The organism is Phnomibacter ginsenosidimutans (assembly GCF_009740285.1).
Lineage (GTDB): Bacteria > Bacteroidota > Bacteroidia > Chitinophagales > Chitinophagaceae > Phnomibacter > Phnomibacter ginsenosidimutans.
In genome coordinates this window covers 1851780-1873823 of record NZ_CP046566.1, presented here as the reverse complement: position 1 = coordinate 1873823, position 22044 = coordinate 1851780, and the positions used below count along the sequence as shown (strand labels likewise).

Here is a 22044-nt window from a genome sequence, read left to right as displayed (position 1 = left end):
TCAACTCAGTTTTCCGTTTTTGTAAATTCCAAACAGCGTCACACTTTCAGTGGCTTTTTCCAGTTTCTTCAGCATTTTGTTCAGCTGATTCAAATCGCCAAACTCCATGTCGGCGTAAAAAGAGTACATGAATTCTGTACCGGGTATGGGCATGCTTTGCAACTTGCTCAGATTGATGCCTGCATCGGCAATGATGGCCAATGCTTTGGCCAGACTGCCTCTCGAATGATCGGTATGAAATTTCAGTGATGCTTTATCTGCACCTTCTACCGGCTGCGCATCTTTTTCATGCTTCAATACCAAAAAGCGGGTGTAATTATTTTTTTGGGTGTGTATGTTGGGTACAAGAATGTCGAGATTGTATAATTCGGCAGCCAGCTTACCGGCGATGGCAGCCTGGTATTTGCTTTTGCGTTGAGCCACGTGTTTGGCACTCAGTGCGGTATCTTCTGTTTCCATCAGTTTCAACTGCGGTTGTGTTTCCAGATACTCCATGCATTGCAAAATGGCCATGGGGTGCGACTGCACTTCTTTAATGTCTTCCAGTTTTACGCCTTTATTGGCCAGTAAATGTTGTTTGATGTGGAGATATACTTCACCCACAATTTTTACCGGATGCTTTTGCAGCAGCGTATAGTTGGGTAAAATGCTGCCGGCAATTGAATTTTCGATGGCCATCATACCGCCATTCGCTTCACTGCGGTTGATGGTGTGCTGTATCACCTGTCGAAAAGTATCGCAGGGAATGACTACGGTTTGCTTACCAAAAAAACGGCGGGCTGCTTCCTGGTGAAAACTGCCTTCATAACCTTGAATGGCGATGTGCTGTGGTGCTGCGTCGTTGGTTGCCTTTTTCATAAAAAATAAAAAGCCCGGACCTTTTCGGACCGGGCCTGTATTGTGCTAAGTTTTTTTCCTTGATTACTTGTACATACTAGTTCCGGTCCGCTTTACTCTCGGTAAAGTAGAAAAAATAAAAACCGGCGTATGTAAACCACTTATTCATTGCTGCAAATATAAAGCGGTGCCAAAAACCAGCCAAGATTTTTTTTGACAGAAATTGACAGCTTCCTGAATTTATTCAAGATTATTCACGACTTAGAAGCATTTGTTGAAAACAAACACTCACATTCTACATTTCCTTGCGAATTGATGCGAAATCAATTCAACTTTTTTGTAGCTGTTATTTCCGACTTCTTTTCTTACCGGCCAGGCAGCTGCGTAGAAAAGAAAAGCCATTCTGAAGAATCAGAACGGCCTAACGATTGCTTGCCATATAAAAATTCTTGAATGCTGTATTTGGCTACCCCGGCAAGCAAGGGCATTGTGCCAAAGCATGATTGTTGGCTAATTACTTAGCAGCTGCAGTAGTATCAACTGGAGCAGCAGCAGTAGTGTCAGCAGCAGTAGTGTCAGCTACTACAGGAGCAGTAGTGTCAGCTACAGGAGCAGTAGTGTCAGCAGCAGGAGTTTCAGTAGCAGTTTCACCACAAGCTACGAGGGCGCCCATGAAGGCAACGAAGAGCAACTTTTTCATTTGATTTTGTTTTTAATGTTTGACTAATAATTCCGGCCGCAAAAAAGGTAACCTCGGGAAATAAAAAAAATTGAAGTTTTTTTTCTGCAAAGACTCAACTCTTTCATTTTCAATAGTTTGGGCTAAAAATATTTTTTCATTTTCCCCTGTACATTTGCAGACACCCCTACAGGCCGGCCATAACAGAGGCACGATTGCTTAAATATTATTAAGCGTGGGTTACCAAACCATTAACCGGGAATTAAAAGCGGAAATAGGTGAAAGAGTATAGTAAGGAAAAGAAGTTGCTGGAAGGTCTTGCCCTGAATGATCATCGGGATGTAGAAACCATTTACCGCGAAAATTTCGGTTTGGTACAAACATTCGTGATTCAGAACAACGGCAGTTTCGACGACGCCAGAGATATTTTTCAGGAAGCAATGGTGGTGCTCTACGAAAAAAGTAAAGACCCCGAGTTTACACTTACCTGCCAAATCAAAACTTACCTCTACTCTATTTGCCGCAGGCTGTGGCTAAAAAAACTGCAGCAGCAAAGCAGGTTTGGCACTCCAGTAGAAGGCATAGAAGACATTGTACCTGTAGAAGAAGAGATAGAGGAAAAGGCCAAACAGGATGTAGACTTTGACATGATGGATATGGCCATGCGGCATTTGGGAGAACCCTGCAAAAGCCTGTTGGAAGCATTTTATATTCAAAAGAAACCCATGGTTGAAATAGCCGATGAGTTTGGATATACCAATGCCGACAATGCCAAGAACCAGAAGTACAAATGCCTGATCAGATTGAAGAAATTGTTTTTTGCTCAATATAATAAAGACCGATAGTGATGGACGACCTGGTATTATTAGATGCGATAGAACGCTATCTGCGCAATGAAATGCACGAAGAGGAACGTATCCGCTTTGAGGCATTGCGTAGCCAGCATGCAGAAATAGACCAGTTGGTGGTAGAGCAGCATGCCTTTTTGAATCAGCTGGAACATTATGGTGACATCAAAAAAATGAAGCACCAGTTACAGTCGGTTCATAACAAATTGCTCGAACAACAACTGATTAGCACCGAAACACCTGAGGCCCCCAAAACAGCTACGGTGATAGAATTTTGGCGCCGGTACAAGCGTACCATAGGTGTGGCCGCATCCATAGCAGGTATCACTGCGTTGAGCATTAGCGCTGCCATGCAACTGTTTGCCCCCAAGGCTGTAAAAGACCTGCAGAACCTTAGCCGCAAACTGAATGCCCTCGAAAGCCGTCAGAATGCACAAGGCCAAAAAATAAACCAACTGATAACCACACCTGCCGGCAAATCGCCAGAAAGCGAACCCGTTGGTAGCGGTACCAGCTTTTTGGTAGATGGCGATGGTTATCTGGCCACCAATTACCATGTGGTAAACGGCTCTTCTACATTGATAGTGGTAAATAATGGACATGAGTATGTAGCCAAAACGGTGTATACCGATGCTGCCAACGACATTGCCATTTTGCAAATAGCCGATGCCGACTGGAAGCCAAAGAGCAGCCTCCCCTATGGCATTCGTAAGAACAATGCTGATTTGGGCGAAGAACTCTTCACCCTCGGTTACCCCAGAAATAGCATTGTATATAACCGTGGCTACCTGAGTGCCGGCACTGGTTATAACGACGACTCTCTGAGCATTCAATTATCTATCAGCGCCAACCCTGGCAACAGTGGCGGCCCCGTTTTGGATAAGAACGGTAATATCATCGGCATTTTGTCGACCCGCGACCGGCAGGCCGACGATGTAGTATTTGCCACCAAGGCCAGCAACATCAACCGGGCAATTGAAGAACTGAAAAAAGACAGTGCTTTTAAAGACCTGCAAATTCCGGGTAAGTCAAACATTCGCAACCTCGACCGCGTAGAGCAAATCAAGCGTTTGCAAGACTGCGTATTTATGGTAAAAGCTTACAACTAATTCCACCTTTTTATAAAAAAGCCCGGCATCAATTGATGCCGGGCTTTTTGTTTACAGCAGTAATAAACTGCAGCCACGTATATCCGAATTGTCCATGCGGCCAAGTACTTCAAAACTGCCGTCATCATACACTCGGCCTACATCCTGCGTTTCAATAAAACAGCAGCTGTGGATGTTGGCTAAATCAATCACCAACAACAGCCCGGCACCGGTGCTGTGCAGCTCGAATGGATCTTCTTCGCTACGCACCAGCACTTTCATCCAAGCAGGTGGATGGTAACGTCCATGGCCCTTGGAGTAGGCCTGACTCAGCAGTTCCGTCATGCCATACTCGCTGTGTATAGCAGGCACCTGAAAAGCTTCCTGCAGTTGTTCATGGAGTTCGGCACGGGTCAGTTCTTTCCTTCGGCCCTTCATGCCACCGGTATCCATAATGATACAGTGGCTCAAATCAATATGTTGATGACGCTCAGCAAAATCGAGCAATGCGAAACTCACGCCCAGCAACACAGTTGGTTTTTGTTGTTGCCTGCAATGTTCAAGTCGTTCAATCAATACTTCATCTGCCTGCAGAAAAAAACCACTTTCCTTATGTTGGCTATGGCGTACAAAATGCTCTGCCATGTAAATGAGAGATGAGCCGCTACGCTCCATATAGGATGGCAGCAGGCACAGCCAGGCAAATGGTGATGGGTCGCCATATGCATTGGTAAACCCTTGCACAAAACTTTGCTCATACAGAGCCACTTCCTTTACAAAATGACGGCTTTGCTGCATACCGGTGGTACCACTGCTGGTAAAAATTATTTCAGGTTCGCCCTCAAATGCTTGTACAGCATGTGTTTTAAAAAAAGAAATGGGCAAAAAAGGAATGTCGGTAATGGCAGCAGGAACATGCTGCAACTTATGTAAGGCTTGCACATATTCCCGGTACACCGCATTGTGTTGCACCTGATGCTGATAGGCCAGCAAAGCAGTCGCAACAAAATCGTTTGGCGTTACGTTAAAAATGTGAAAGGGCAACGAACTGCCTGCAGCTACATCCAACTTATTATTACATTTGGTTTATGTCGCATCAAAGATTATCACTTTTATCTGTTGGCGCATTGTTTGTCGCCGCCATTTTGCTGTATGCCTGTGGAAAAGACAAATACACCAGCAAGCCGCAGCTCAAATTCATTAAAGCCGACAGCTATGATGTGGCCCGGGGCGGATTCATAACCTTAAGACTAGAATTTAGTGATAAAGAAGGAGATTTAACTGATAGTCTTTTTATTCGATCAGAAGCAAAGGGATGCCCTACTAGTAATATTTCTGTAGGATACCCCATTCCTACATTTCCTACTACAACTAATAGTAAGGGGGAATTGGAAGTTACTTTTGCAAATAGTGTTAATATTTCAGGGTATCTAATCTTTTCCCCAAAATGTAACCGCCCAGACACCACCACTTTTTATTTCTGGATTAAAGACAAAGCCAAAAACGTGAGTGACACCATCAGCACCGATAAACCACTCATTATCCGCAATTAATTTGTTGCGCAAATTCATCTTTGCTTTGTACTACAGCAATGTGCTTATTGCCATTGCTGCGGCCACTTTATTGTGGCAGGTTCAACTGCAAATGCATCCTGCACACATTATTGCCAAGCAACTGCTTTGGGCGGCAATAGCCTGCTATACTTTTTACAATCTCCACGACCTCTACACGAAGGTCATTTCTCATCAAGTGCAGCCCACAGCCCGGCAACAGTTTTGGTTGCGGTTTTGGCCGGTATTACTGATTATAAATGCATCAACAATTGCTGTGAGTTATGCATTCATACCATTACAATTGAGTGCTACGCAATGGGAAGTGGTAGGTATTACGGTACTCCTGTCGCTGGCGTATAGCTTTCCCGTGCTGCCATTTACACGCATGAAACGCTGGAAAAACAACGGCATCTGGAAGATTTGTATGCTGGCTTTTGTGTGGTCATTTTTCTGTACCCTTTTCGACTTAACCAGTTGGAATGACCGCACTTCAGAATTGATACTACTGTTGATTTTTCGGGTTTGCTTCCTCGTCATGATTACCATTCCATTCGATAACCGGGATGCTGCTATCGATCCAGAATACATGAGTCGTTCGCTACTGCAAGTGTGGAGCCACGAAGCATTGAAAAACATCATCCTTCTCCTCGGCAGTATGGGCGCCATGCTGCTGCTGGTGTATCAAATGCAGTTTAATTTATCCATCATTTTCATTGCAGCGCATTTGTTGTACTGGTGCTGCATAGTGTGGTGGAGTCTTCGGGCACATCAACAACCAAATGCACCGCTGCGTTTTTTATGGCTTGATGTGCAGTTGATACTGCAGCCAACTTTCCTTGGCATTGGCTTGTTGGATACTTACATTCGTTCTACGTAAACAATCATTTAGCAATATGGCAAAGAGTAAGAAAAAAGAAGGCAGTAAAAAGGGAGGCATTCCCGCTGCATCATATCAGTTTCTGAAAAATTATTTGAATACGCCCAGCCCTGTGGGTTTTGAAAAAAGCGGACAGCAGGTGTGGCTCAATTACGTAAAGCAATACAGCGATGAGCAGTTTACCGATCCTTATGGTTCGGCTGCTGCCATTATCAATCCCGGGCAGGATTTCAAAGTGGTAATTGAAGCCCACGTGGATGAAATCAGCTGGTTTGTAAACTATATCACGGACTCCGGATTGATGTACCTGAAGCGCAACGGTGGTGTAGACCATCAGATTGCGCCTTCTATGCGGGTGCTCATTCATGGTAAAAAAGGACCAGTGAAAGCGGTGTTCGGCTGGCCGGCCATTCATACACGGATTGGTACTGCCGATACTAAAGAACCTAGCCCCCGCACCGATAACCTATGGCTCGATTGTGGTGCCCGCAGCAAAAAGAAGTAGAAGAACTCGGCATTCATATAGGTGCAGTTGTTACCTATCAGGATGGCTTTGATGAACTGGCGAATGACTACCTCATTGCCCGTGCATTCGACAACCGGGTGGGTGGTTTTATGATTGCCGAAGTGGCCCGCCTTATCAAAGAAAACAACATCAAACTCCCCTATTCTTTGTATGTGGTAAATGCCGTGCAGGAAGAGATTGGATTGCGTGGTGCAGAAATGATTGCCCGCCGCATCAAACCCAACGTAGCCATTGTAACCGATGTAACGCATGATACCACTACGCCGCTCATCAACAAAAACATTGAAGGTGATGTGGCTTGCGGCAAAGGTCCGTCACTGGCGTATGCTCCTGCCATTCACAACAAACTGTTGGGCCTGGTAGAAGATGTAGCCGACAAAAAGAAAATTGATGTGCAATGGCGGGCCCTCAGCCGCAGCACTGGCACCGATACCGACAGCTTTGCTTACAGCAATGATGGTTGTCCTTCGGTCCTCATTTCTATACCGTTGCGCTACATGCACACTACGGTAGAAATGCTGCACAAAAAAGATATCGAAAGCACCATTCAACTGATGTTTGAAACGCTGAAAGTGTTGACACCAAAAACCAACCTCAGTTATTTCGATTAACCATTGATAGCATCATAAAAAGGCCGCTGATTTTTACATCAGCGGCCTTTTGTTTGTAGCGGAATTTTGCATTAACCACCAACACCTACCCGCTGTTGCTCTTCGCTACTGCCACCGGTTTTGCGGCGGTTGTCGTTAAAGTTTTTGCCAAAGCGATAAGAGAAAGAAAGGGTCACCACTCTTGAATCCCGGCTTTGTTTAAAATGCTCCCGTACATTTTGATAGCGGATATCTCCATTGATGATTTGGCTAAAGAAAATATCCCGCACATTCAACTTTACACTGCCTTTGTTTTTTAATACTTGTTTCGCTATGCCTGCCGACACCTGACCAAAGCCAGCAATTATAAACTGCGCATCTGCAGAACGGGAATTATAATTGCCCGATAGTTCAGCACTCCATCCTTTGCCAAGCTTAAAGTTATTGTTGGCATTGGCAGAAAAACTCACATTATCGCTGGCAAAATCGGCATTGTTGCCTACACCTTTCACCACACGTTTGTTAAGCGTTCCGCTCACATTGGCCGACCACCACTTGGTGGGATTCAGTTGTGCATTGATACTGAGACTGGTGTTGCGCATTCTGGCCAGGTTGCCCTGAGTCAGTATGGTTACTTCACCTTCCGTTCTGAAAATTTGAGAAAAGTACTTGTTGGTTTCGCTGTGGTTGATGGTGGTCGTCAACCAGTTTTTGTACGTGTGTGTCAGCTCGAAAGTAGTAGTGAGCTGTGGCTGAATGAAGGGGTTGCCCACCTGATACGTATACTTATTGATGAAGAATAAAAAAGGATTCATTTGCTGGTACGCCGGACGATCAATACGACGGCCAACATTCAGGTTCACCGTATTATTTGAATCAAGCGGATAGCTGAGGTACACCGTTGGAAACAACTTATTGTAGTTGTTGGTGAACGATGAATCTGCCTTTTGTGGATTACCCCGCTGATAGCCTTTGTAATTGGTATTTTCAAAACGCAAACCTGCCTGCACACTCAGCTTGCCAAAGCTTTTATTGCTGTTGATATACGCAGCATTGATGTTTTCCTTGTATTCAAAATGATTGGTTTTATCATAGTCCGGCTTCCAGTTGCCGTTGGCCCACAAAAAGTAATCAGCTGTATTATCTGTGCGTACATAACTCGATTTCCAACCGGTTTCTAACTTCACCCCTTTGCTGGTTGTATAGCTGTAATCAGCCTTGGCAGCGTAGATATCAATAACGGATGGCAGGTTGCCTTTCAGCAATTCGTTAAACGTTAACTGACCCAATGGCTGTACAATTTGCGTGGTAAACAACTGATTATTCGCCATGTCGTAACGGTTGTAATCTACATCAGCAGAGAGCTCACTATTCTTTGAAAAACTGTGCCGCAGGTTGATGTTGAAAGCGGCATTTTGCCAACGATTGCCATTGTCGCTAAATGTAAAAGTAGACGAGTCAATCACCGCATCGGCACCTTTCAAATGGCCGATGCTTTCGCCATCAAAATTTCTGGGCGATATGAAACCACTGGCTGAAAAACCCAATGTTGTTTGCTTACTCAGGTACAAATCCACGCCAGCCTTCAGGTTATTGTGATTACCCGTGATGAGCAAATACGTGGGCTGCTCAAAATAGCCCTGCACATCTTTTCCTGTGGCATCGTAGTAGGTACGATTGATAAGCAGGTTATTGAAATCTTTGAAATGCCGCTGGCTGTAATTCAAATACACATTCAATTTTTCGTTGCGGTAATTGAGGTTAAGGCTGTTATTGAGCTTCTCATATTTTCCTTGCCCGTAGCTCAAATTCAGGTTGCCGTTCCAGCCACGCTGCCTGCTCTTTTTGGTTTTGATGTTGATGATGCCTGCATTTCCCGCCGCATCATACTTGGCCGGAGGGTTGGTCATCAGTTCAATCTGATCGAGTTGATTGGCGGTCATGGAGCTGAGCAGGTTTACCAAATCGGCACCCGTTAAATAACTGGGTTTGCCATCAATCAATACCATTACGCCCTGCTTGCCCCGCATGCTGATATTACCATCTCTGTCTACCGAAATGCCAGGCGATTTTTCTAACACTTCCAATGCAGTGGCACCGGTGTTCGAAATCATAGCATCCACATTCACAACAGTTTTATCGGCTTGTACTTCTACCATTTGCTTGCGGGCCGTTACCGTTACATTGTTGAGCTCATTGCTGAGGGGTTGTAGTTTTAGTATTCCAGCATCGTAGGTCGGCGCCGCATCATTCAGCGAAAACTTATTCGAGATGTATGCTTTAAAACCAACTGCATGTATTTGTAACAGGTAGTTGCCCCAACTCAATTGTTCTATTTCAAATTGACCGCCGCTTCCTGCCACAGCCATCTTCACCACTGCAGAGTCCGTGGCTTTTAATAACGAAATAGTGGCCCCTTCTTTAGCCGTACCTTTTATTTTTCCTGTGGGTTGTGCCATGGTAAAAGCAGGGAGCAACAACAATAACAGCAGGGTAATGATTGGTGTGTTTTTCATGTGCGTTCGTTTGATATGAAGGCTGTAAAACTGCTTCACATCAACCGGCTCAAAAACCAAATTGTGCCTGAAAGGCGCATTTTCCTGACCAATTCATGAACGGCAAATATGATGTACGAAAGGCTTCTTAGATGAAGTAAAAAGAGAAATTACAGAGCATCTTTAGTAGCGTACATAACCGCAACTGTCTTCGTAGCAGAGCAATGCTGCGAGTTGCGGATTCGAAAGCAGGTTTGTTAACTGCACTTTTTTACCATTGAGTTTACCAGTGGCATGCACAAACCGAATGCCATGACTGTAATCAACATACCAGTTTACATGCCCGGTGTACAAAGGCTGAATCGGTTGTCCATTGGGTTGATGCCATCCATAAATGGCCACCCGATTAGCACGTTTGTCAGTTAGCAATTTTGAAGTGGTGACCACATCTTTTTTTATACCAGCAATTAATCCTTTGCGTTGTTGGCGCTGGCCTTCTATCATCAGGTGATGCTGATACATGGTAACACTACTGTCCCGAAAAGCAAACATGGGCAATGGTGCCAGTTTCACTGTTGATTGCAGGTAAATATCATCCACCATTTTGCGGGTGGGCAGTATGGCATGCACTGTATCGAGCAGGCGTTGAGCAGCCATTGGCGTAATAGGTACCCGCACCCAATCTTCATTGTTGCCTACCACAAAATAATCGGGCGATACCCAATAAGTCAATCGAAACGCATGCCCGTTGCTGTCTTTCATGGTTACCCGAATGGGTGCAAAGCGACGAAAGAAATCGGGCACATGGCCTTGCATAAACCAATCTATGGCCAGCGAATCCCGCTGCTGCCAATTATAACTTTTGGCCAATGCAAAAAACTGTGTGCCGCTACATGCTGAAGAATGATTGGTTGCAGGAAAACACTTTGCAATGCGCTGTTGCATGCAAGACTGCAGCACTAATACAAGCAAGCATATAAAGACAAGCTGCCGCATCGTTTACCGCTTGATGTAGCGTTTGATTTCGCGGTCCACATCTTTTTGCTTGAGGGTTTCCCGCTTGTCATGCAGCTTCTTGCCTTTGCCCAAACCAATTTCCATTTTGGCGTAGCCGCTTTCTGCAAAAAATATTTTAAGGGGCACAATGGTGTAGCCCTTCTCTTTCATTTTGGCTTCCAGCTTTTTCAATTCTTTTTTGGTAAGCAGCAGTTTGCGTTCCTGCGTGGGCAGGTGGTTGTAAATGGTGCCCAACTTGTACTCGCTGATGTGCAGGCTTTTAATATACAGCTCGCCTTTATGAAACAAACAATAGGCATCATTGAAGCTGGCTTTGCCTGCCCGCAAGCTTTTTACTTCGGTACCGGTAAGCACCAGCCCCGCCGTATAGGTTTGCTCAATGAAGTATTCGTGATATGCCTGTTTGTTGCTGATTGCCATGCTACACCATCCCGTTAAAAAAAGCGCCGCAATTGGCGCTTCTGTTATTTAGTGCTGAAACAAATCCAGCATTTGCGCCAGCTTTGCTTTCAGTTCTTTTCTGTCTACAATAAAATCGAGGAAACCATGATCGAGCAAAAACTCTGACCGCTGAAATCCTTTCGGTAAATCTTTCTTGATGGTTTCTTTAATTACCCTCGGGCCTGCAAAACCAATAAGGGCTTTGGGCTCTGCAATGATGATATCGCCCAGCATAGAAAACGAAGCTGTGGTACCACCAAAAGTGGGATCGGTACACAAAGAGATGTACGGAATCTTGGCATCAGAAAGCAGCGACAAGCGACCCAATGTTTTGGGCAGCTGCATAAGGCTGAAGGCACTTTCCATCATACGGGCACCACCACTCTTACTGATGATCATGAATGGAATGCGGTGCTCCAGACAATAGTCGGCAGCACGGCAAATTTTTTCGCCCATTACACTGCCGAGGCTACCACCAATGAATTCGAAATCCATGCAAGCCACTACCAAATCAAAGCCGCCCACTTTTCCATGCGCTACACTCATGCTATCGTGCAGGTCAGTCTTCGACCAGGTTTCTTCCAGTCGTTTTTGATACGGTTTCAAATCCACAAAGCCGAGGTAGTCCTTGCTGCGGATTTCGTCGAACAAACGTTGGTATTCTTTTTCGTCAAAAAGGATTTCGAAATATTCATCGCTGCCAATGCGGTGATGATGATTGCACTTTGGGCAAACGTAGTAGTTCTCTTTGAGCTCAATGGTAGTGCAGGTAAACTTGCACGATGGGCACATGGTCCACAAACCATCGGGGGTTTCCCGCTTCTCCGATGTAGAAGTGGTAATGCCTTTGTGCTTACGCTTAAACCAGGAAAGCCTTGAGTCTTCGGTGGTATTGGCTGCTAAATCATCGCCTGTCAACCGACTCTCAAATTCTTCCAACTGTTTCTCTTTGGTGCTCATACTCGAAAATTAAAGCGGGTAAAAGTAAAGACTCTTGTACAAACTCAGCATATTGGTATTCAGGAACCTCCAATTAGGTCAATTGCCGGTGCAACTCTTTGAAATACGACATGGATTTCAACAGCCTGCTGCCATACCAACTAAACATTTCGCCATCTACCAGGCAAATACGGGTGTGTGGAAAATGAGCCGACAGCTCCAGCACGTGATTAATTTTAAATGGAAATGGTTCGCTACTCAGCAGCAACACATCGGGTTGTAATGCCTGCATTTCTGCCAATGTGAAAGTTGGATAACGGGTTTGATACCCGCATACATTTTCCCAACCGGCCATTTGCAACATGGCATGAATGAAGGTATCTCTACCCACACTCATGTATGGCTCCCGCCAAATGAGGTACAAAGCCCGGCCGGCCTGCGGTAAAGCGGTGGCAAAATCCATTTGAATTTGCGCCAACAACGCTTTTGCTGCTTCACTCCGATGGGCAATGTCAGCAATCAGTTGCATGCTGGCCAAAGCATCTTCGAGGTTCTCTATATCCGTAAGCAGCACAGGCACTTGCTGTGCAATAGATTGCACCTGTTCAGCCACATTTTCTTCTTTGCTGGCAATCACCAAATCTGGTTGCAACGCCAGGAGCTCATCCACATGTACATTTTTGGTGCCCCCAACCCTGGTCTTTTGCCGAAACCATTCATCGGGGCGAATGCAAAACTTGGTGATGCCTACAGTTTCCTCCTCCAGCCCTAGCGTATGCAACCACTCGGTAAGCGAGGGCACCAGCGACACAATGCGCTTTGCCTGCTCAGGAGCAGCCATACCTTCGGGAAGTAGCCAGCTGTGCAGCATTACTCAAACAATTCTTTTTGCGTGGGTGGTCCGTCGTGTCGCTCCCACTCCATTTCTACGGCCTTCTTATCTACCAGTTTATTGCCCACGGCTTTCCAACCCATCACATCTATCAGGCTGCTTACTTTCAATTTCTGCGTTTCGGCAGTGGCACCTTTTCCGGTTTTCAAAATCAGGGTCGGCTCTTCATCGGTGGTCACCAATTCAAGGTAGTTATCCTTGCCTTCTTTGATAAACTGGAACTTGGTTTTGAGTGTTGTGGTTTCAATTTTAAAACGCTTGATGTTGAACTGCACTTTGTCGCTATCAAAGTAAATGGCGGTGATAATGCGTTCGGGATCGAAGCGTTCTATCAGCAATACATTGTCTGCTTCAAAACGTTGTGTCAGTTCCTGATCGGTGATTTCATAAGTGCCATTGGTATAAATCACCAGCAGTTTGTCGTCACCTTCAAACATGCCGAGGTACAAACCTTTTTCGTCAGTGTTGATACGGCCAAACTGGTCGTCGTACCACAGGCGGCGGCCTTCGAGGGTAGAGCGGCCGGCCTCTTTAAACCGCACCGATTTGATGGGATACTTTGTAACCTGATTGCCCAAACTTGCACGGCCTTTTATCGCCAGCTCTTCAAAGTAAAATTCAAACTCTTTGATGCGGGCTGTACAAGTAGGACTCAGGTTTACCCGCACCGCTTCTGCTTCGCCGTTGGCATTTACCGTGAGGTAATGCACCCGACTCTTGTCGGTGCCTTTGGTAAGGTCGTATTCCTTATCCCGGGTAATACCACCTACCTGAAAACGCTTGGCAAAACTCACGCCACTTTTGCCATCCACATATATCATGTTGTAAGTAGTGCGTTCATCGTTTTTGTTGAACACTGCCACATGGATAATGTCTTTGCCAATAAAGGCTTTGTCACTCACCCGCACCACTTTCATGGTGCCTCGTTTGGTAATGCAAATGATATCATCGAGGTCGGAACAATCGGTAACGAACTCATCTTTCTTGAGGCCGGTACCAATGAAACCCTCTGCCCGGTTTACATAGAGCTTGGCATTGGCCACCGCTACCTGCCGCACCTGAATGGTATCGAACAAACGGATTTCCGTTTTGCGTTCGCGGCCCTTGCCAAACTTGGCTTTCAGGTTTTCATAGTATTTGATGGCGTAATCGTTCAGGTGGTCCAAATCGAACTGCACCTGCGCAATCTCTCCTTCAATACCCTTGATTTGCTGATCGAGTTCGTCGATGTCGAGTTTGTAAATACGCCGCACTGGCTTCTCCGTTAGCTTGATGATGTCTTCTTTTGAAATATCTCTTTTCAGTCGTGGTTTAAAAGGGGCAAAAGCCTTGTCGATGGACTGCAGCACTTTGTCCCATGTTTCATGCTTCTTCTCCAGCTCTTTGTAAATCTTTTCTTCGAAGAAGATTTTTTCCAACGAAGTGTAATGCCATTTTTCGTTGAGCTCGGCCAGTTTTATCTGCAATTCTTTTTGCAACAAGCCTTTGGTATTGTCGGTGCTCCATTTCAGCAAATCGGTAGCCGTTACAAACCTTGGCTTCTGATCGATAATCACACAGGCGTTGGGCGAAATGCTCACCTCACAATCGGTGAAAGCATACAGCGCATCAATAGTAATATCGGTAGAAGTACCGGCGGGTAATTCCACCACAATGCGAACATCAGCTGCAGTTACATCCGTTACTTTTTTTACCTGAATTTTTTTGGCTTCGGTGGCTTTGGTAATGCTGTCGATAAGACTGCTCACGGTTACGCCATACGGCACATCATGAATCACCAGCGTTTTCTTGTCCAGCTCTTCAATGCGGGCACGAACCCGCACTTTGCCGCCCCGCTTGCCATCGTTGTAATTACTTACATCAATCTGGCCACCCGTTTGAAAATCGGGATAGAGATCAAAATGTTTGCCTTTCAAATATTTCACTGCCGCATCGCAAAGCTCAATAAAGTTGTGCGGCAAAATTTTGGTAGACAGGCCTACGGCAATGCCCTCCGCCCCTTGCGCCAGCAGCAATGGAAACTTCATGGGCAGGGTGACGGGCTCCTGCTTGCGACCATCGTAGCTCAGCTGCCACTCCGTGGTTTTGGCGTTGAAAGCCACTTCCAGCGCAAACTTGCTGAGGCGGGCTTCAATATAACGGGCAGCGGCCGCATCGTCGCCGGTGCGTACATCGCCCCAGTTACCCTGTGTATCAATCAGCAGGTCTTTTTGGCCCATGTTTACCAGGGCATCGGTAATGCTCATGTCGCCATGCGGGTGGTACTGCATGCTCTGGCCCACAATGTTGGCCACCTTGTTGTAGCGGCCATCATCCATTTCCTTCATGGCATGCAGTATGCGGCGTTGCACGGGCTTCAGTCCATCTTCTACAGCCGGCACGGCCCGTTCCAAAATCACATACGATGCATAATCTAAAAACCAGCCTTTGTACAAATCACTCACCCCGGTGAGTTCATTTTCATTGGCCTTGGTTGGATCAAACGCTGACATAATATCGCTTCCTCTTTTGCTGGTTTATTCTTCTGTGGTTGCTTCTTCGGCGGCATCGCCTTTCTTTTTAAGCGAAGGCATGGCCGGGTTGCGGAGTTCAAAATCACGAACGGTTTTGTTCAGGTCGCCCTTCACCTCCCAACCGTTGGGCTCCACCAATTGCTTGAGGCGCCAGGTGAGGTACACATCGCCGGTGGTTTCTTTTTCCTTGCTCAAAAACTGGTTGATGATTTTGTTGCCTTTACTGAAATCGCCGTGCACATATTTGGCGAGGGCTTTATCATAAAAGTCTTCGGTGGTTTGCCCCAGCTTTTTACCGCCTTCCAGCAGCCGCACCATTTGGCCATCGCGGCATTGTTTTTTCCATTCGTCTATGTCTACTTCAAACTCGCTGGGGGTAACGAGGCGAGCCAGTTTTTTGGCTTTTAAAAACTCTTTGGCGGGTATTTCACTCAGCCATTGGGGGTAAAAAATACCGCCCTTATCGCTGAGGAAAGGCAGGTTGTTGAGGTATAAAATGAACACCCGGCCCTGCCATGGCTGCAGCTGACTGATGAGCCAGTAATAGCCGCTTACATCGTGTTTGTTTTGCGCCGCCCAAATCCACAGCACTTCCTGTTCGTTTTCATCGAGGGCCTTGGTAAGGTTGTGCAAGGTCATTTTATCATCCACCATGCTCAGGCGTTCGTCCACATTCTCTTCGCCGGTGCTGGCCAGCAGCATGCGCCACCAGTCGCGGCGAGCTTTCCAGCCTTCGGCATCGTCCATCGCTGCCAGCGGGCCAACGGCATAATCATCTTTAATCACCTGCACATCGCCCTGTAAACTTTCGTCGAGTGCTATGGCCTGCAGCAACGCCGCTACATCGGGTTCATTAAACACAATATGAATCATAGTGCTCGTTTTATCGTTGGGCAGCCACCAGGTAGTAGCTGCAGGTCGTGAAAAAATTACGGAGGAAAGGCAGCGCATTTACCAGCCCCCATTGCTTTTTAGGCTTCCACCCAAACTTGTATTCATACACGGGGTTGATGAGCCATTGCTGCTCCTTTACTTTCCGGTAGCCACTTTGTTGCAAAATGCGTTCGAACCGCTCAATGGAAATACCCGTTTCTTTTATTTCCACCAAATCATCAGGTTTGTGGCCGTTGGTTTTGAGGAGCCATTTGAAAACAGGCATGGGCAATAAGTGCCAGTACGGGGTTTTGCCCAACCATCCGTGCAACACCTGCTGATGGCCACCATAAGGCATGTACCACGGCGGGAAGGCAAAAAAGATAACCCCATCCGGCTTCAAAAAGGTTTTCATCCAAGCAATGAGTTTGGGCTGGTCGTGGATATGTTCGATGACGTCTTTCAATACGATGACATCAAACAAAGTGCCCAAATCCTGCTCCGGATTTACATCATAAATATTGCTGCTGATGAGCCGCACCTGCCCACTTTGCAGTTCGGGTTGCAGCCATTCGTTGGCTTTTTCGAGCCACAATGGGTACATTTCTACCCCTACACATTGCAGCCCTTTTTCGGCAAATGCCCGCAACAGGCTACCCTGACCACAGCCGATTTCCAACAACTGCATGCCGGGCTTCAGCGGTTTGCCTTGCTCAATAAATGGAATCACCGACCGGCGGGCATTCTCCAGCTGAATGTCGAAGTATCGTTTATAATCTGTATGAAATTCAAGCATTTGCCTACTAAAATTAATCTACTAAATCAAGTTCTACCCGCAGGTTGTCGATGATAAACTCTTGGCGCTGCATGGTGTTTTTGCCCATGTAGTATTCCAGCAATTGCTGTATATGGTCGCCCTGCTCCAGCAGCACCGGTTGTAGTCGAATGTCGTTGCCTATGAATTGGCCAAACTCGTTGGGCGAAATTTCACCCAAACCCTTGAAGCGGGTGATTTCAGGATTCTTGCCCAGCTTGGCAATGGCTGCCTGCTTTTCTTTTTCGTCGTAGCAATAAATGGTTTCCTGCTTATTGCGTACCCTAAAGAGCGGCGTTTCCAAAATGAACAGGTGGCCACGCTTCACCAAATCGGGAAAGAACTGCAGGAAGAAAGTCATCATGAGCAGGCGGATGTGCATACCATCCACATCGGCATCGGTAGCCAGAATAATGCGGCTGTAGCGCAAGTCATCAAGGCCATCTTCAATATTGAGGGCATGCTGCAGCAGGTTGAATTCTTCGTTTTCGTACACCACTTTTTTGGTGAGGCCAAAGCAGTTGAGCGGCTTACCCCGCAGGCTGAACACCGCCTGTGTATCTACGTCACGGGCCTTGGTGATGGAGCCACTGGCACTATCACCTTCGGTAATAAACAAGGTGCTGGCCACCTTTTTTTCTTCAAACACTTCCTTATTCTTGGCCGGCGGCGTATCGTTGAAATGGATGTTGCAATCCCGGAGCTTCTTATTGTTGAGGGCAGCTTTCTTGGCTCTTTCGTTGGCTATTTTTTTAATGCCCTGCAGTTCTTTCCGCTCCCGTTCACTTTGCTCAATGCGCTTTTTCAAGGCATCGGCAATGGTTGGGTTCTTGTGCAGGTAGTTGTCGAGTTCTTTATTGAGGAAGTCGCCAATGAAGTTGCGCATACTTGGGCCGCCTTCAAACACGGTTTGGCTACCCAGTTTGGTTTTAGTCTGGCTTTCAAACACAGGCTCCTGCACCCGCACCGACACCGCGGCTACAATGGAGGTGCGGATATCTGAGGCGTCGTAATCTTTTTGAAATGGTCGCGGATGGTTTTTACAAAGGCTTCGCGGAAAGCCTGCTGGTGTGTACCGCCCTGCGTGGTATACTGCCCGTTTACAAATGAATACAGGTCTTCGCCGTAGTCGTTGTTGTGGCTGATGGCTACTTCAATGTCTTCGCCCTTGAGGTGAATGATGGGATAGCGCAGCTCATCTTCATTGGTTTTGCGCTGCAGCAAATCGAGCAAACCGTTTTTGCTCACATAGCGTTTGCCATTGAAATTGATCACCAAACCTGCATTGAGGTAACAGTAGTTCCACAGTTGATTTTCAATGAATTCTGTCTGATACTTAAAATGTTTGAAGACGGTATCATCGGGCAAAAAGGTCACTTCGGTACCATTGGATTCGGTGGTCTTTTCTTCCTTCGATTCGCGGATGAGGCGGCCTTGTTCAAACTCGGCTGTTTTGCATTTGCCGTCGCGGTAGGCTGTTACTTTAAAGCTGTGGCTGAGGGCGTTGACCGCTTTGGTACCCACCCCGTTGAGGCCCACACTTTTCTGGAAAGCCTTGCTGTCGTACTTGGCACCAGTGTTGATTTTGCTCACCACATCTACCAGCTTGCCCAGCGGAATACCGCGGCCGTAGTCACGAATATTCACCAATCCCTCTTTCGACAAATTGATATCTACATGCTTGCCATAGCCCATGGTGTGTTCATCTATACAGTTGTCCACCACTTCTTTCAGCAGTACATAAATACCGTCATCGGGACTGGCGCCATCGCCCAGCTTACCAATGTACATACCCGGGCGTAAGCGGATATGCTCCCGCCACTCCAGGGTTTTAATACTGTCTTCGTTGTACTCAAACATTGCTTTCTCCTCAGCCATAAGTTGGAATTGATCGGGGGGTGCAATATGCCTAAAATTTTTAGCATTTAAGCATGTGGGCAAAAATAGGTGGCAGCCCAATTGGAGGGTCATTTCAAGTTATGCACATGGATTGTTTGTGCATAGCTGCATTTGCCGGTTTGGGCAAAACCAGTACGATACTGAAGTTTAATAGTCTGTAAAACGAAATAGAAAACGATGAAATCCTCTTGTTTCGGATCATTTCTCCATCCTCCTGTTGGTTCCAATCTCAGCATTGTCACTTACTTTTTCTTGAAAAAAGAAAGTAACCAAAGAAAATTCAAGGCAAACCCGAAGGCTCCGCCCTCCCGATAGCTATCGGGATTGCCGAGCCAACTCCTCCCCCTGTTTTATTTGATGAAGTAAATTTTAGCCTATTCAATTTTAAACTGACTGAAACTTCGATTTCAAAAAAAATGGTGAGGTATTCTACGACCGCATGGCCACTTCCTCGCCATACAAATTGCGGATAACCACGCTGGCTACCATACAGCCAAACATAGCTGGCATGTAGCTAATGGTACCAATGATGGATTTTTTTGGGTACGCTTTTTCGGTGACGATGATTTTGCTTTGGTCGGCTTCCTCGGGGCTGAACACCACGGTTACTCCTTTGCGGATGCCCAGTTTGTTGAGCCGTTTGCGAACATAGCGGGCCAGGTTGCACTGGTGGGTATCTGCTATATCGGTGATGGTGATTTGCAGTGGGTCAACCTTTCCGCCGGCGCCCAGTGAGCTTACTATGGGAATACCCAGCTCCACGCAGGCCTGTATGAAAAACACTTTGGGGCTGAGGGTATCGATGCAATCCACCGCATAATCGAAATGAGTGGATTGAAGCACTTCCCGGGTGCGGGGTTCTTTCAGGTACTCGTTGAGCACGGTGAGTTCAATATCGGGGTTGATGTCGCGGATGCGGGCCGCCATGACTTCTGCCTTGCTTTGGCCGGCGGTAGAATGCAGTGCCGGAATCTGGCGGTTGCAATTGCTGAGGTCTACCACGTCGGCATCTACAATGGTCATTTTGCCGACGCCGGCACGGGCTATCATTTCGGCACAAATGCCGCCTACGCCGCCAAGGCCTACTACCAACACATGCTTTTGCATGAGGGTGCTGATTTTCTCATCGTCCAGCAGCAGCTGGGTTCTGCTCATCCAGTAAGGAACCATAATCGAGGATTTCTGATGTCTGATTGCTGATGTCTGATTTGTGTGGGGGTTTCGGTCGTCGGTTGACTGAGGCCGGTCGTCTGTGGTTGGGCTGCGAAATTGCATTATTAGGAGAAAGCATAGATAGGAAAATAGAATCGAAGCCTTTTCTGAAACACTTTATCAGAAAAAACGGAGGCGTTTACTTGTAGTGCTGCTACTCCGTTTCATCAAACCCATCGCATGATTTTGTGAACACTTTCGATTCCTAATTTCAAAACGTTCACAACATTCATCCATCTTTTTGTGAACACTTCGCATTCGTGATTTCAAAACGTTCACAAAATCTGAGGTAGAATCTACCCGGCTCGATTTCATTTTTCTCCCAATCCCGCATCTTTATGGCATGAAACAAGTCTTGCTCCTGATGGCCTTTTCCATCGTTGTTTTTTCCGGCATCGCCCAATCCATTCAAGTGCTGGACAGCAGCCAGCGGCAGGTTTCCTTTCGGGGCCTGAGTGTGGTAAATGATTCAGTAGCCTGGGTAAGTGGCAGCCGCGGCACCATTGGCCGCAGTACCAACGGTGGCCTACACTGGCAATGGCTGCACCCCAAGGGTTTTGAGCAACGCGACTTCAGGGATATTGAAGGCTTTGATGCCCAAACGGCCGTGGCTATGGCGGTAGATAGTCCGGGTATCATCCTCCGCACCAGCGATGGCGGCCAAAGCTGGCAAACCGTGTACCGGTCAGATTTGCCCGGCATGTTTCTCGATGCCATGGCTTTTGCCGGCGATACCGGCGTATGCCTCGGCGATCCCATCGACGGCTTTTTCTGGATGCTGCAAACCACCGACGCTGGCCGCAGCTGGACCGAAGTACCCATACAGGCCCGGCCCAAAGCAGAACCCGGCGAAGCCTGCTTTGCCGCCAGTGGCACCAATATTTTGCTGGTGCCCGAGCCCGGCAATCTGCGGGGTGCTTTCGTTACCGGGGGCAAAGTGAGCAAGCTCCACCTGTTCGACCTGACGGTAAACCAACAATTTGGCGGCAAAGTGGCTCTTACGCAAGGCCAAACCATGACGGGTGGCAACAGCATCTTATGGCATGGTGGTGGTTTTGTGATGGCGGCAGGCAACTACACTTCGCCACAGGTAAGCGACAGCAATCTGGCGGTGATGTCGCCGCAGTGGCCCACGCCGCACCAACCTTTGCAGGCGTTTAGCGGCTATGCCAGCTGCATTGCCGAACTGTCCGATGGCCGGCTCATTGCATCTGGCGTTCCGGGTGTTTCTATTACAAAACAAAAAGCGGTCTTCAGCCCCGGACAATTGCCCGTGTGGCAAAAGATTAACCCGCACCCCTACCATGTGGTGCAGCAGGCTAAGCAAGGTAAGCTGGTGTTGCTGGCAGGTGCCAGAGGGTACGTGGGAAAAATGCAGGAGTAATTTGTTTCGCACAGAGGCACGGAAGTTTCTGTCGCAGGCCTCCCGGCCTGTGACGAATGGTTATTAACTTATTTAATCAACCTTCAAGCCAAATAATCAGTGCCGTTGTTGGTCGCTGACCAACAAAAGGACAAACAAATCGAAAATGATATTGGTCGGCGACCAACATCGGTAGGGAGGTTTCTGTCGCAGGCCTCCCGGCCTGTGACGAATGGTTACTCGTTTCAGAATAGCAACCACTTCGAATAATTTTCGCCCCTGCTGGGCTTGGGTTGTTGTGTGATGTTGACTTTTCCACGGGCTACACCCGTGGCTAAATTATTATCGCCCTTTCAGGGCTTAACCCACACATTCTTGCAAATCCTTGTATCTGCAGCCACGTTTGTTCTATTTCAGCCACGAATGCACTGATTGTAATTGTACAAATCAAGCCAAACATAAATCCGTGAATCTGCGGCCAACAATCTTGCTGTCCTGTGCCTTTGTTGGTCGCTGACCAACAACAGGACAAACAAATCGAAAATGATGTTGGTCGGCGACCAACATCGGCCGGGAGGCCTGCGACAG

General features: G+C 47.0%; 18 protein-coding genes and 2 pseudogenes. 6 read left to right on the top strand and 14 right to left on the bottom strand.

What is annotated here, in order from left to right; genetic code table 11:
* Window positions 1–858, bottom strand: a complete 858-nt coding sequence (locus GLV81_RS08075) for a prephenate dehydratase (protein ID WP_157478405.1) — start codon at window positions 856–858, stop codon at window positions 1–3.
* A 493-nt stretch (window positions 859–1351) separates the two neighbouring features.
* The gene (locus GLV81_RS08070; protein WP_157478403.1) at window positions 1352–1537 is read right to left on the bottom strand and encodes a hypothetical protein; all 186 of its coding nucleotides are present in this window, start codon (window positions 1535–1537) and stop codon (window positions 1352–1354) included.
* Window positions 1538–1794: 257 nt separating this feature from the next.
* On the opposite strand from GLV81_RS08070, the gene GLV81_RS08065 reads away from it, so the two are divergent.
* The gene (locus GLV81_RS08065) at window positions 1795–2361 is read left to right on the top strand and encodes an RNA polymerase sigma factor (protein ID WP_157478401.1); all 567 of its coding nucleotides are present in this window, start codon (window positions 1795–1797) and stop codon (window positions 2359–2361) included.
* Window positions 2362–2363: 2 nt separating this feature from the next.
* Window positions 2364–3473, top strand: coding sequence for a S1C family serine protease (locus GLV81_RS08060; RefSeq protein ID WP_157478399.1), 1110 nt, complete (start codon window positions 2364–2366; stop codon window positions 3471–3473).
* A 51-nt stretch (window positions 3474–3524) separates the two neighbouring features.
* Here the strand turns inward: GLV81_RS08060 and GLV81_RS08055 are convergent, their stop codons facing one another.
* Window positions 3525–4520: a LuxE/PaaK family acyltransferase gene (locus GLV81_RS08055; protein ID WP_246186318.1), complete on the bottom strand. Its 996-nt coding sequence runs from the start codon at window positions 4518–4520 to the stop codon at window positions 3525–3527.
* A 20-nt stretch (window positions 4521–4540) separates the two neighbouring features.
* On the opposite strand from GLV81_RS08055, the gene GLV81_RS08050 reads away from it, so the two are divergent.
* The 3 genes and pseudogenes from GLV81_RS08050 (at window position 4541) to GLV81_RS21705 (ending at window position 7019) form a co-directional block, all read left to right on the top strand.
* Entirely contained in the window at window positions 4541–5005 is a 465-nt protein-coding gene (locus GLV81_RS08050) for a hypothetical protein (protein ID WP_157478397.1), read from the top strand.
* Between the two features lie 4 nt (window positions 5006–5009).
* Window positions 5010–5882 carry a hypothetical protein gene (locus GLV81_RS08045; RefSeq protein ID WP_157478395.1) on the top strand — a complete coding sequence of 291 codons (873 nt, stop codon included), beginning with the start codon at window positions 5010–5012 and terminating at the stop codon, window positions 5880–5882.
* A gap of 16 nt (window positions 5883–5898) precedes the next feature.
* A pseudogene (locus GLV81_RS21705) lies at window positions 5899–7019 on the top strand (M20/M25/M40 family metallo-hydrolase).
* Between the two features lie 71 nt (window positions 7020–7090).
* Here the strand turns inward: GLV81_RS21705 and GLV81_RS08035 are convergent.
* The 11 genes and pseudogenes from GLV81_RS08035 to GLV81_RS07990 form a co-directional block, all read right to left on the bottom strand.
* Entirely contained in the window at window positions 7091–9514 is a 2424-nt protein-coding gene (locus GLV81_RS08035; RefSeq protein ID WP_157478394.1) for a TonB-dependent receptor, read from the bottom strand.
* A gap of 162 nt (window positions 9515–9676) precedes the next feature.
* Entirely contained in the window at window positions 9677–10438 is a 762-nt protein-coding gene (locus GLV81_RS08030; protein WP_157478393.1) for a hypothetical protein, read from the bottom strand.
* Window positions 10439–10492: 54 nt separating this feature from the next.
* On the bottom strand, window positions 10493–10930 hold the full coding sequence (gene smpB, locus GLV81_RS08025) for an SsrA-binding protein SmpB (protein WP_157478392.1): 438 nt from the start codon (window positions 10928–10930) through the stop codon (window positions 10493–10495).
* Window positions 10931–10978: 48 nt separating this feature from the next.
* Window positions 10979–11911 (bottom strand): acetyl-CoA carboxylase, carboxyltransferase subunit beta, encoded by a 933-nt coding sequence (gene accD / locus GLV81_RS08020; RefSeq protein WP_157478391.1) that lies wholly within the window; start codon window positions 11909–11911, stop codon window positions 10979–10981.
* Between the two features lie 73 nt (window positions 11912–11984).
* On the bottom strand, window positions 11985–12761 hold the full coding sequence (locus tag GLV81_RS08015) for a helical backbone metal receptor (RefSeq protein ID WP_157478390.1): 777 nt from the start codon (window positions 12759–12761) through the stop codon (window positions 11985–11987).
* Complete coding sequence (locus GLV81_RS08010) at window positions 12761–15274, bottom strand: DNA gyrase/topoisomerase IV subunit A (protein ID WP_157478389.1); 2514 nt, start codon at window positions 15272–15274, stop codon at window positions 12761–12763. The genes GLV81_RS08015 and GLV81_RS08010 overlap by 1 nt, the downstream gene beginning before the upstream one ends.
* A gap of 24 nt (window positions 15275–15298) precedes the next feature.
* Window positions 15299–16168, bottom strand: a complete 870-nt coding sequence (locus GLV81_RS08005; RefSeq protein ID WP_157478388.1) for a DUF1835 domain-containing protein — start codon at window positions 16166–16168, stop codon at window positions 15299–15301.
* 10 nt (window positions 16169–16178) lie between these two features.
* Complete coding sequence (locus GLV81_RS08000; protein WP_157478386.1) at window positions 16179–16964, bottom strand: class I SAM-dependent methyltransferase; 786 nt, start codon at window positions 16962–16964, stop codon at window positions 16179–16181.
* Window positions 16965–16977: 13 nt separating this feature from the next.
* Window positions 16978–17613, bottom strand: coding sequence for a toprim domain-containing protein (locus tag GLV81_RS21190; protein WP_281350827.1), 636 nt, complete (start codon window positions 17611–17613; stop codon window positions 16978–16980).
* A gap of 189 nt (window positions 17614–17802) precedes the next feature.
* Window positions 17803–18677 (bottom strand): annotated as a pseudogene (locus GLV81_RS21185) (DNA topoisomerase IV subunit B family protein); the annotation flags it as partial.
* Window positions 18678–19310: 633 nt separating this feature from the next.
* Window positions 19311–20051, bottom strand: coding sequence for a tRNA threonylcarbamoyladenosine dehydratase (locus tag GLV81_RS07990; protein WP_157478384.1), 741 nt, complete (start codon window positions 20049–20051; stop codon window positions 19311–19313).
* A gap of 385 nt (window positions 20052–20436) precedes the next feature.
* Between GLV81_RS07990 and GLV81_RS07985 the strand changes: the two genes are divergently transcribed.
* Window positions 20437–21477 carry a WD40/YVTN/BNR-like repeat-containing protein gene (locus tag GLV81_RS07985; RefSeq protein ID WP_157478381.1) on the top strand — a complete coding sequence of 347 codons (1041 nt, stop codon included), beginning with the start codon at window positions 20437–20439 and terminating at the stop codon, window positions 21475–21477.
* Window positions 21478–22044 lie beyond the last annotated feature (567 nt).

Coding starts and splice junctions, on each gene's coding strand:
- GLV81_RS08075 (WP_157478405.1), bottom strand. CDS start 858: ATGAAAAAGGCAACCAACGACGCAGCACCACAGCACATCGCCATTCAA.
- GLV81_RS07990 (WP_157478384.1), bottom strand. CDS start 20,051: ATGGTTCCTTACTGGATGAGCAGAACCCAGCTGCTGCTGGACGATGAG.
- GLV81_RS08015 (WP_157478390.1), bottom strand. CDS start 12,761: ATGCTGCACAGCTGGCTACTTCCCGAAGGTATGGCTGCTCCTGAGCAG.
- GLV81_RS08010 (WP_157478389.1), bottom strand. CDS start 15,274: ATGTCAGCGTTTGATCCAACCAAGGCCAATGAAAATGAACTCACCGGG.
- GLV81_RS08070 (WP_157478403.1), bottom strand. CDS start 1,537: ATGAAAAAGTTGCTCTTCGTTGCCTTCATGGGCGCCCTCGTAGCTTGT.
- accD (WP_157478391.1), bottom strand. CDS start 11,911: ATGAGCACCAAAGAGAAACAGTTGGAAGAATTTGAGAGTCGGTTGACA.
- GLV81_RS08035 (WP_157478394.1), bottom strand. CDS start 9,514: ATGAAAAACACACCAATCATTACCCTGCTGTTATTGTTGTTGCTCCCT.
- GLV81_RS08060 (WP_157478399.1), top strand. CDS start 2,364: ATGGACGACCTGGTATTATTAGATGCGATAGAACGCTATCTGCGCAAT.
- GLV81_RS08030 (WP_157478393.1), bottom strand. CDS start 10,438: ATGCAACAGCGCATTGCAAAGTGTTTTCCTGCAACCAATCATTCTTCA.
- GLV81_RS08000 (WP_157478386.1), bottom strand. CDS start 16,964: ATGCTTGAATTTCATACAGATTATAAACGATACTTCGACATTCAGCTG.
- GLV81_RS08005 (WP_157478388.1), bottom strand. CDS start 16,168: ATGATTCATATTGTGTTTAATGAACCCGATGTAGCGGCGTTGCTGCAG.
- GLV81_RS07985 (WP_157478381.1), top strand. CDS start 20,437: ATGAAACAAGTCTTGCTCCTGATGGCCTTTTCCATCGTTGTTTTTTCC.
- GLV81_RS08050 (WP_157478397.1), top strand. CDS start 4,541: ATGTCGCATCAAAGATTATCACTTTTATCTGTTGGCGCATTGTTTGTC.
- smpB (WP_157478392.1), bottom strand. CDS start 10,930: ATGGCAATCAGCAACAAACAGGCATATCACGAATACTTCATTGAGCAA.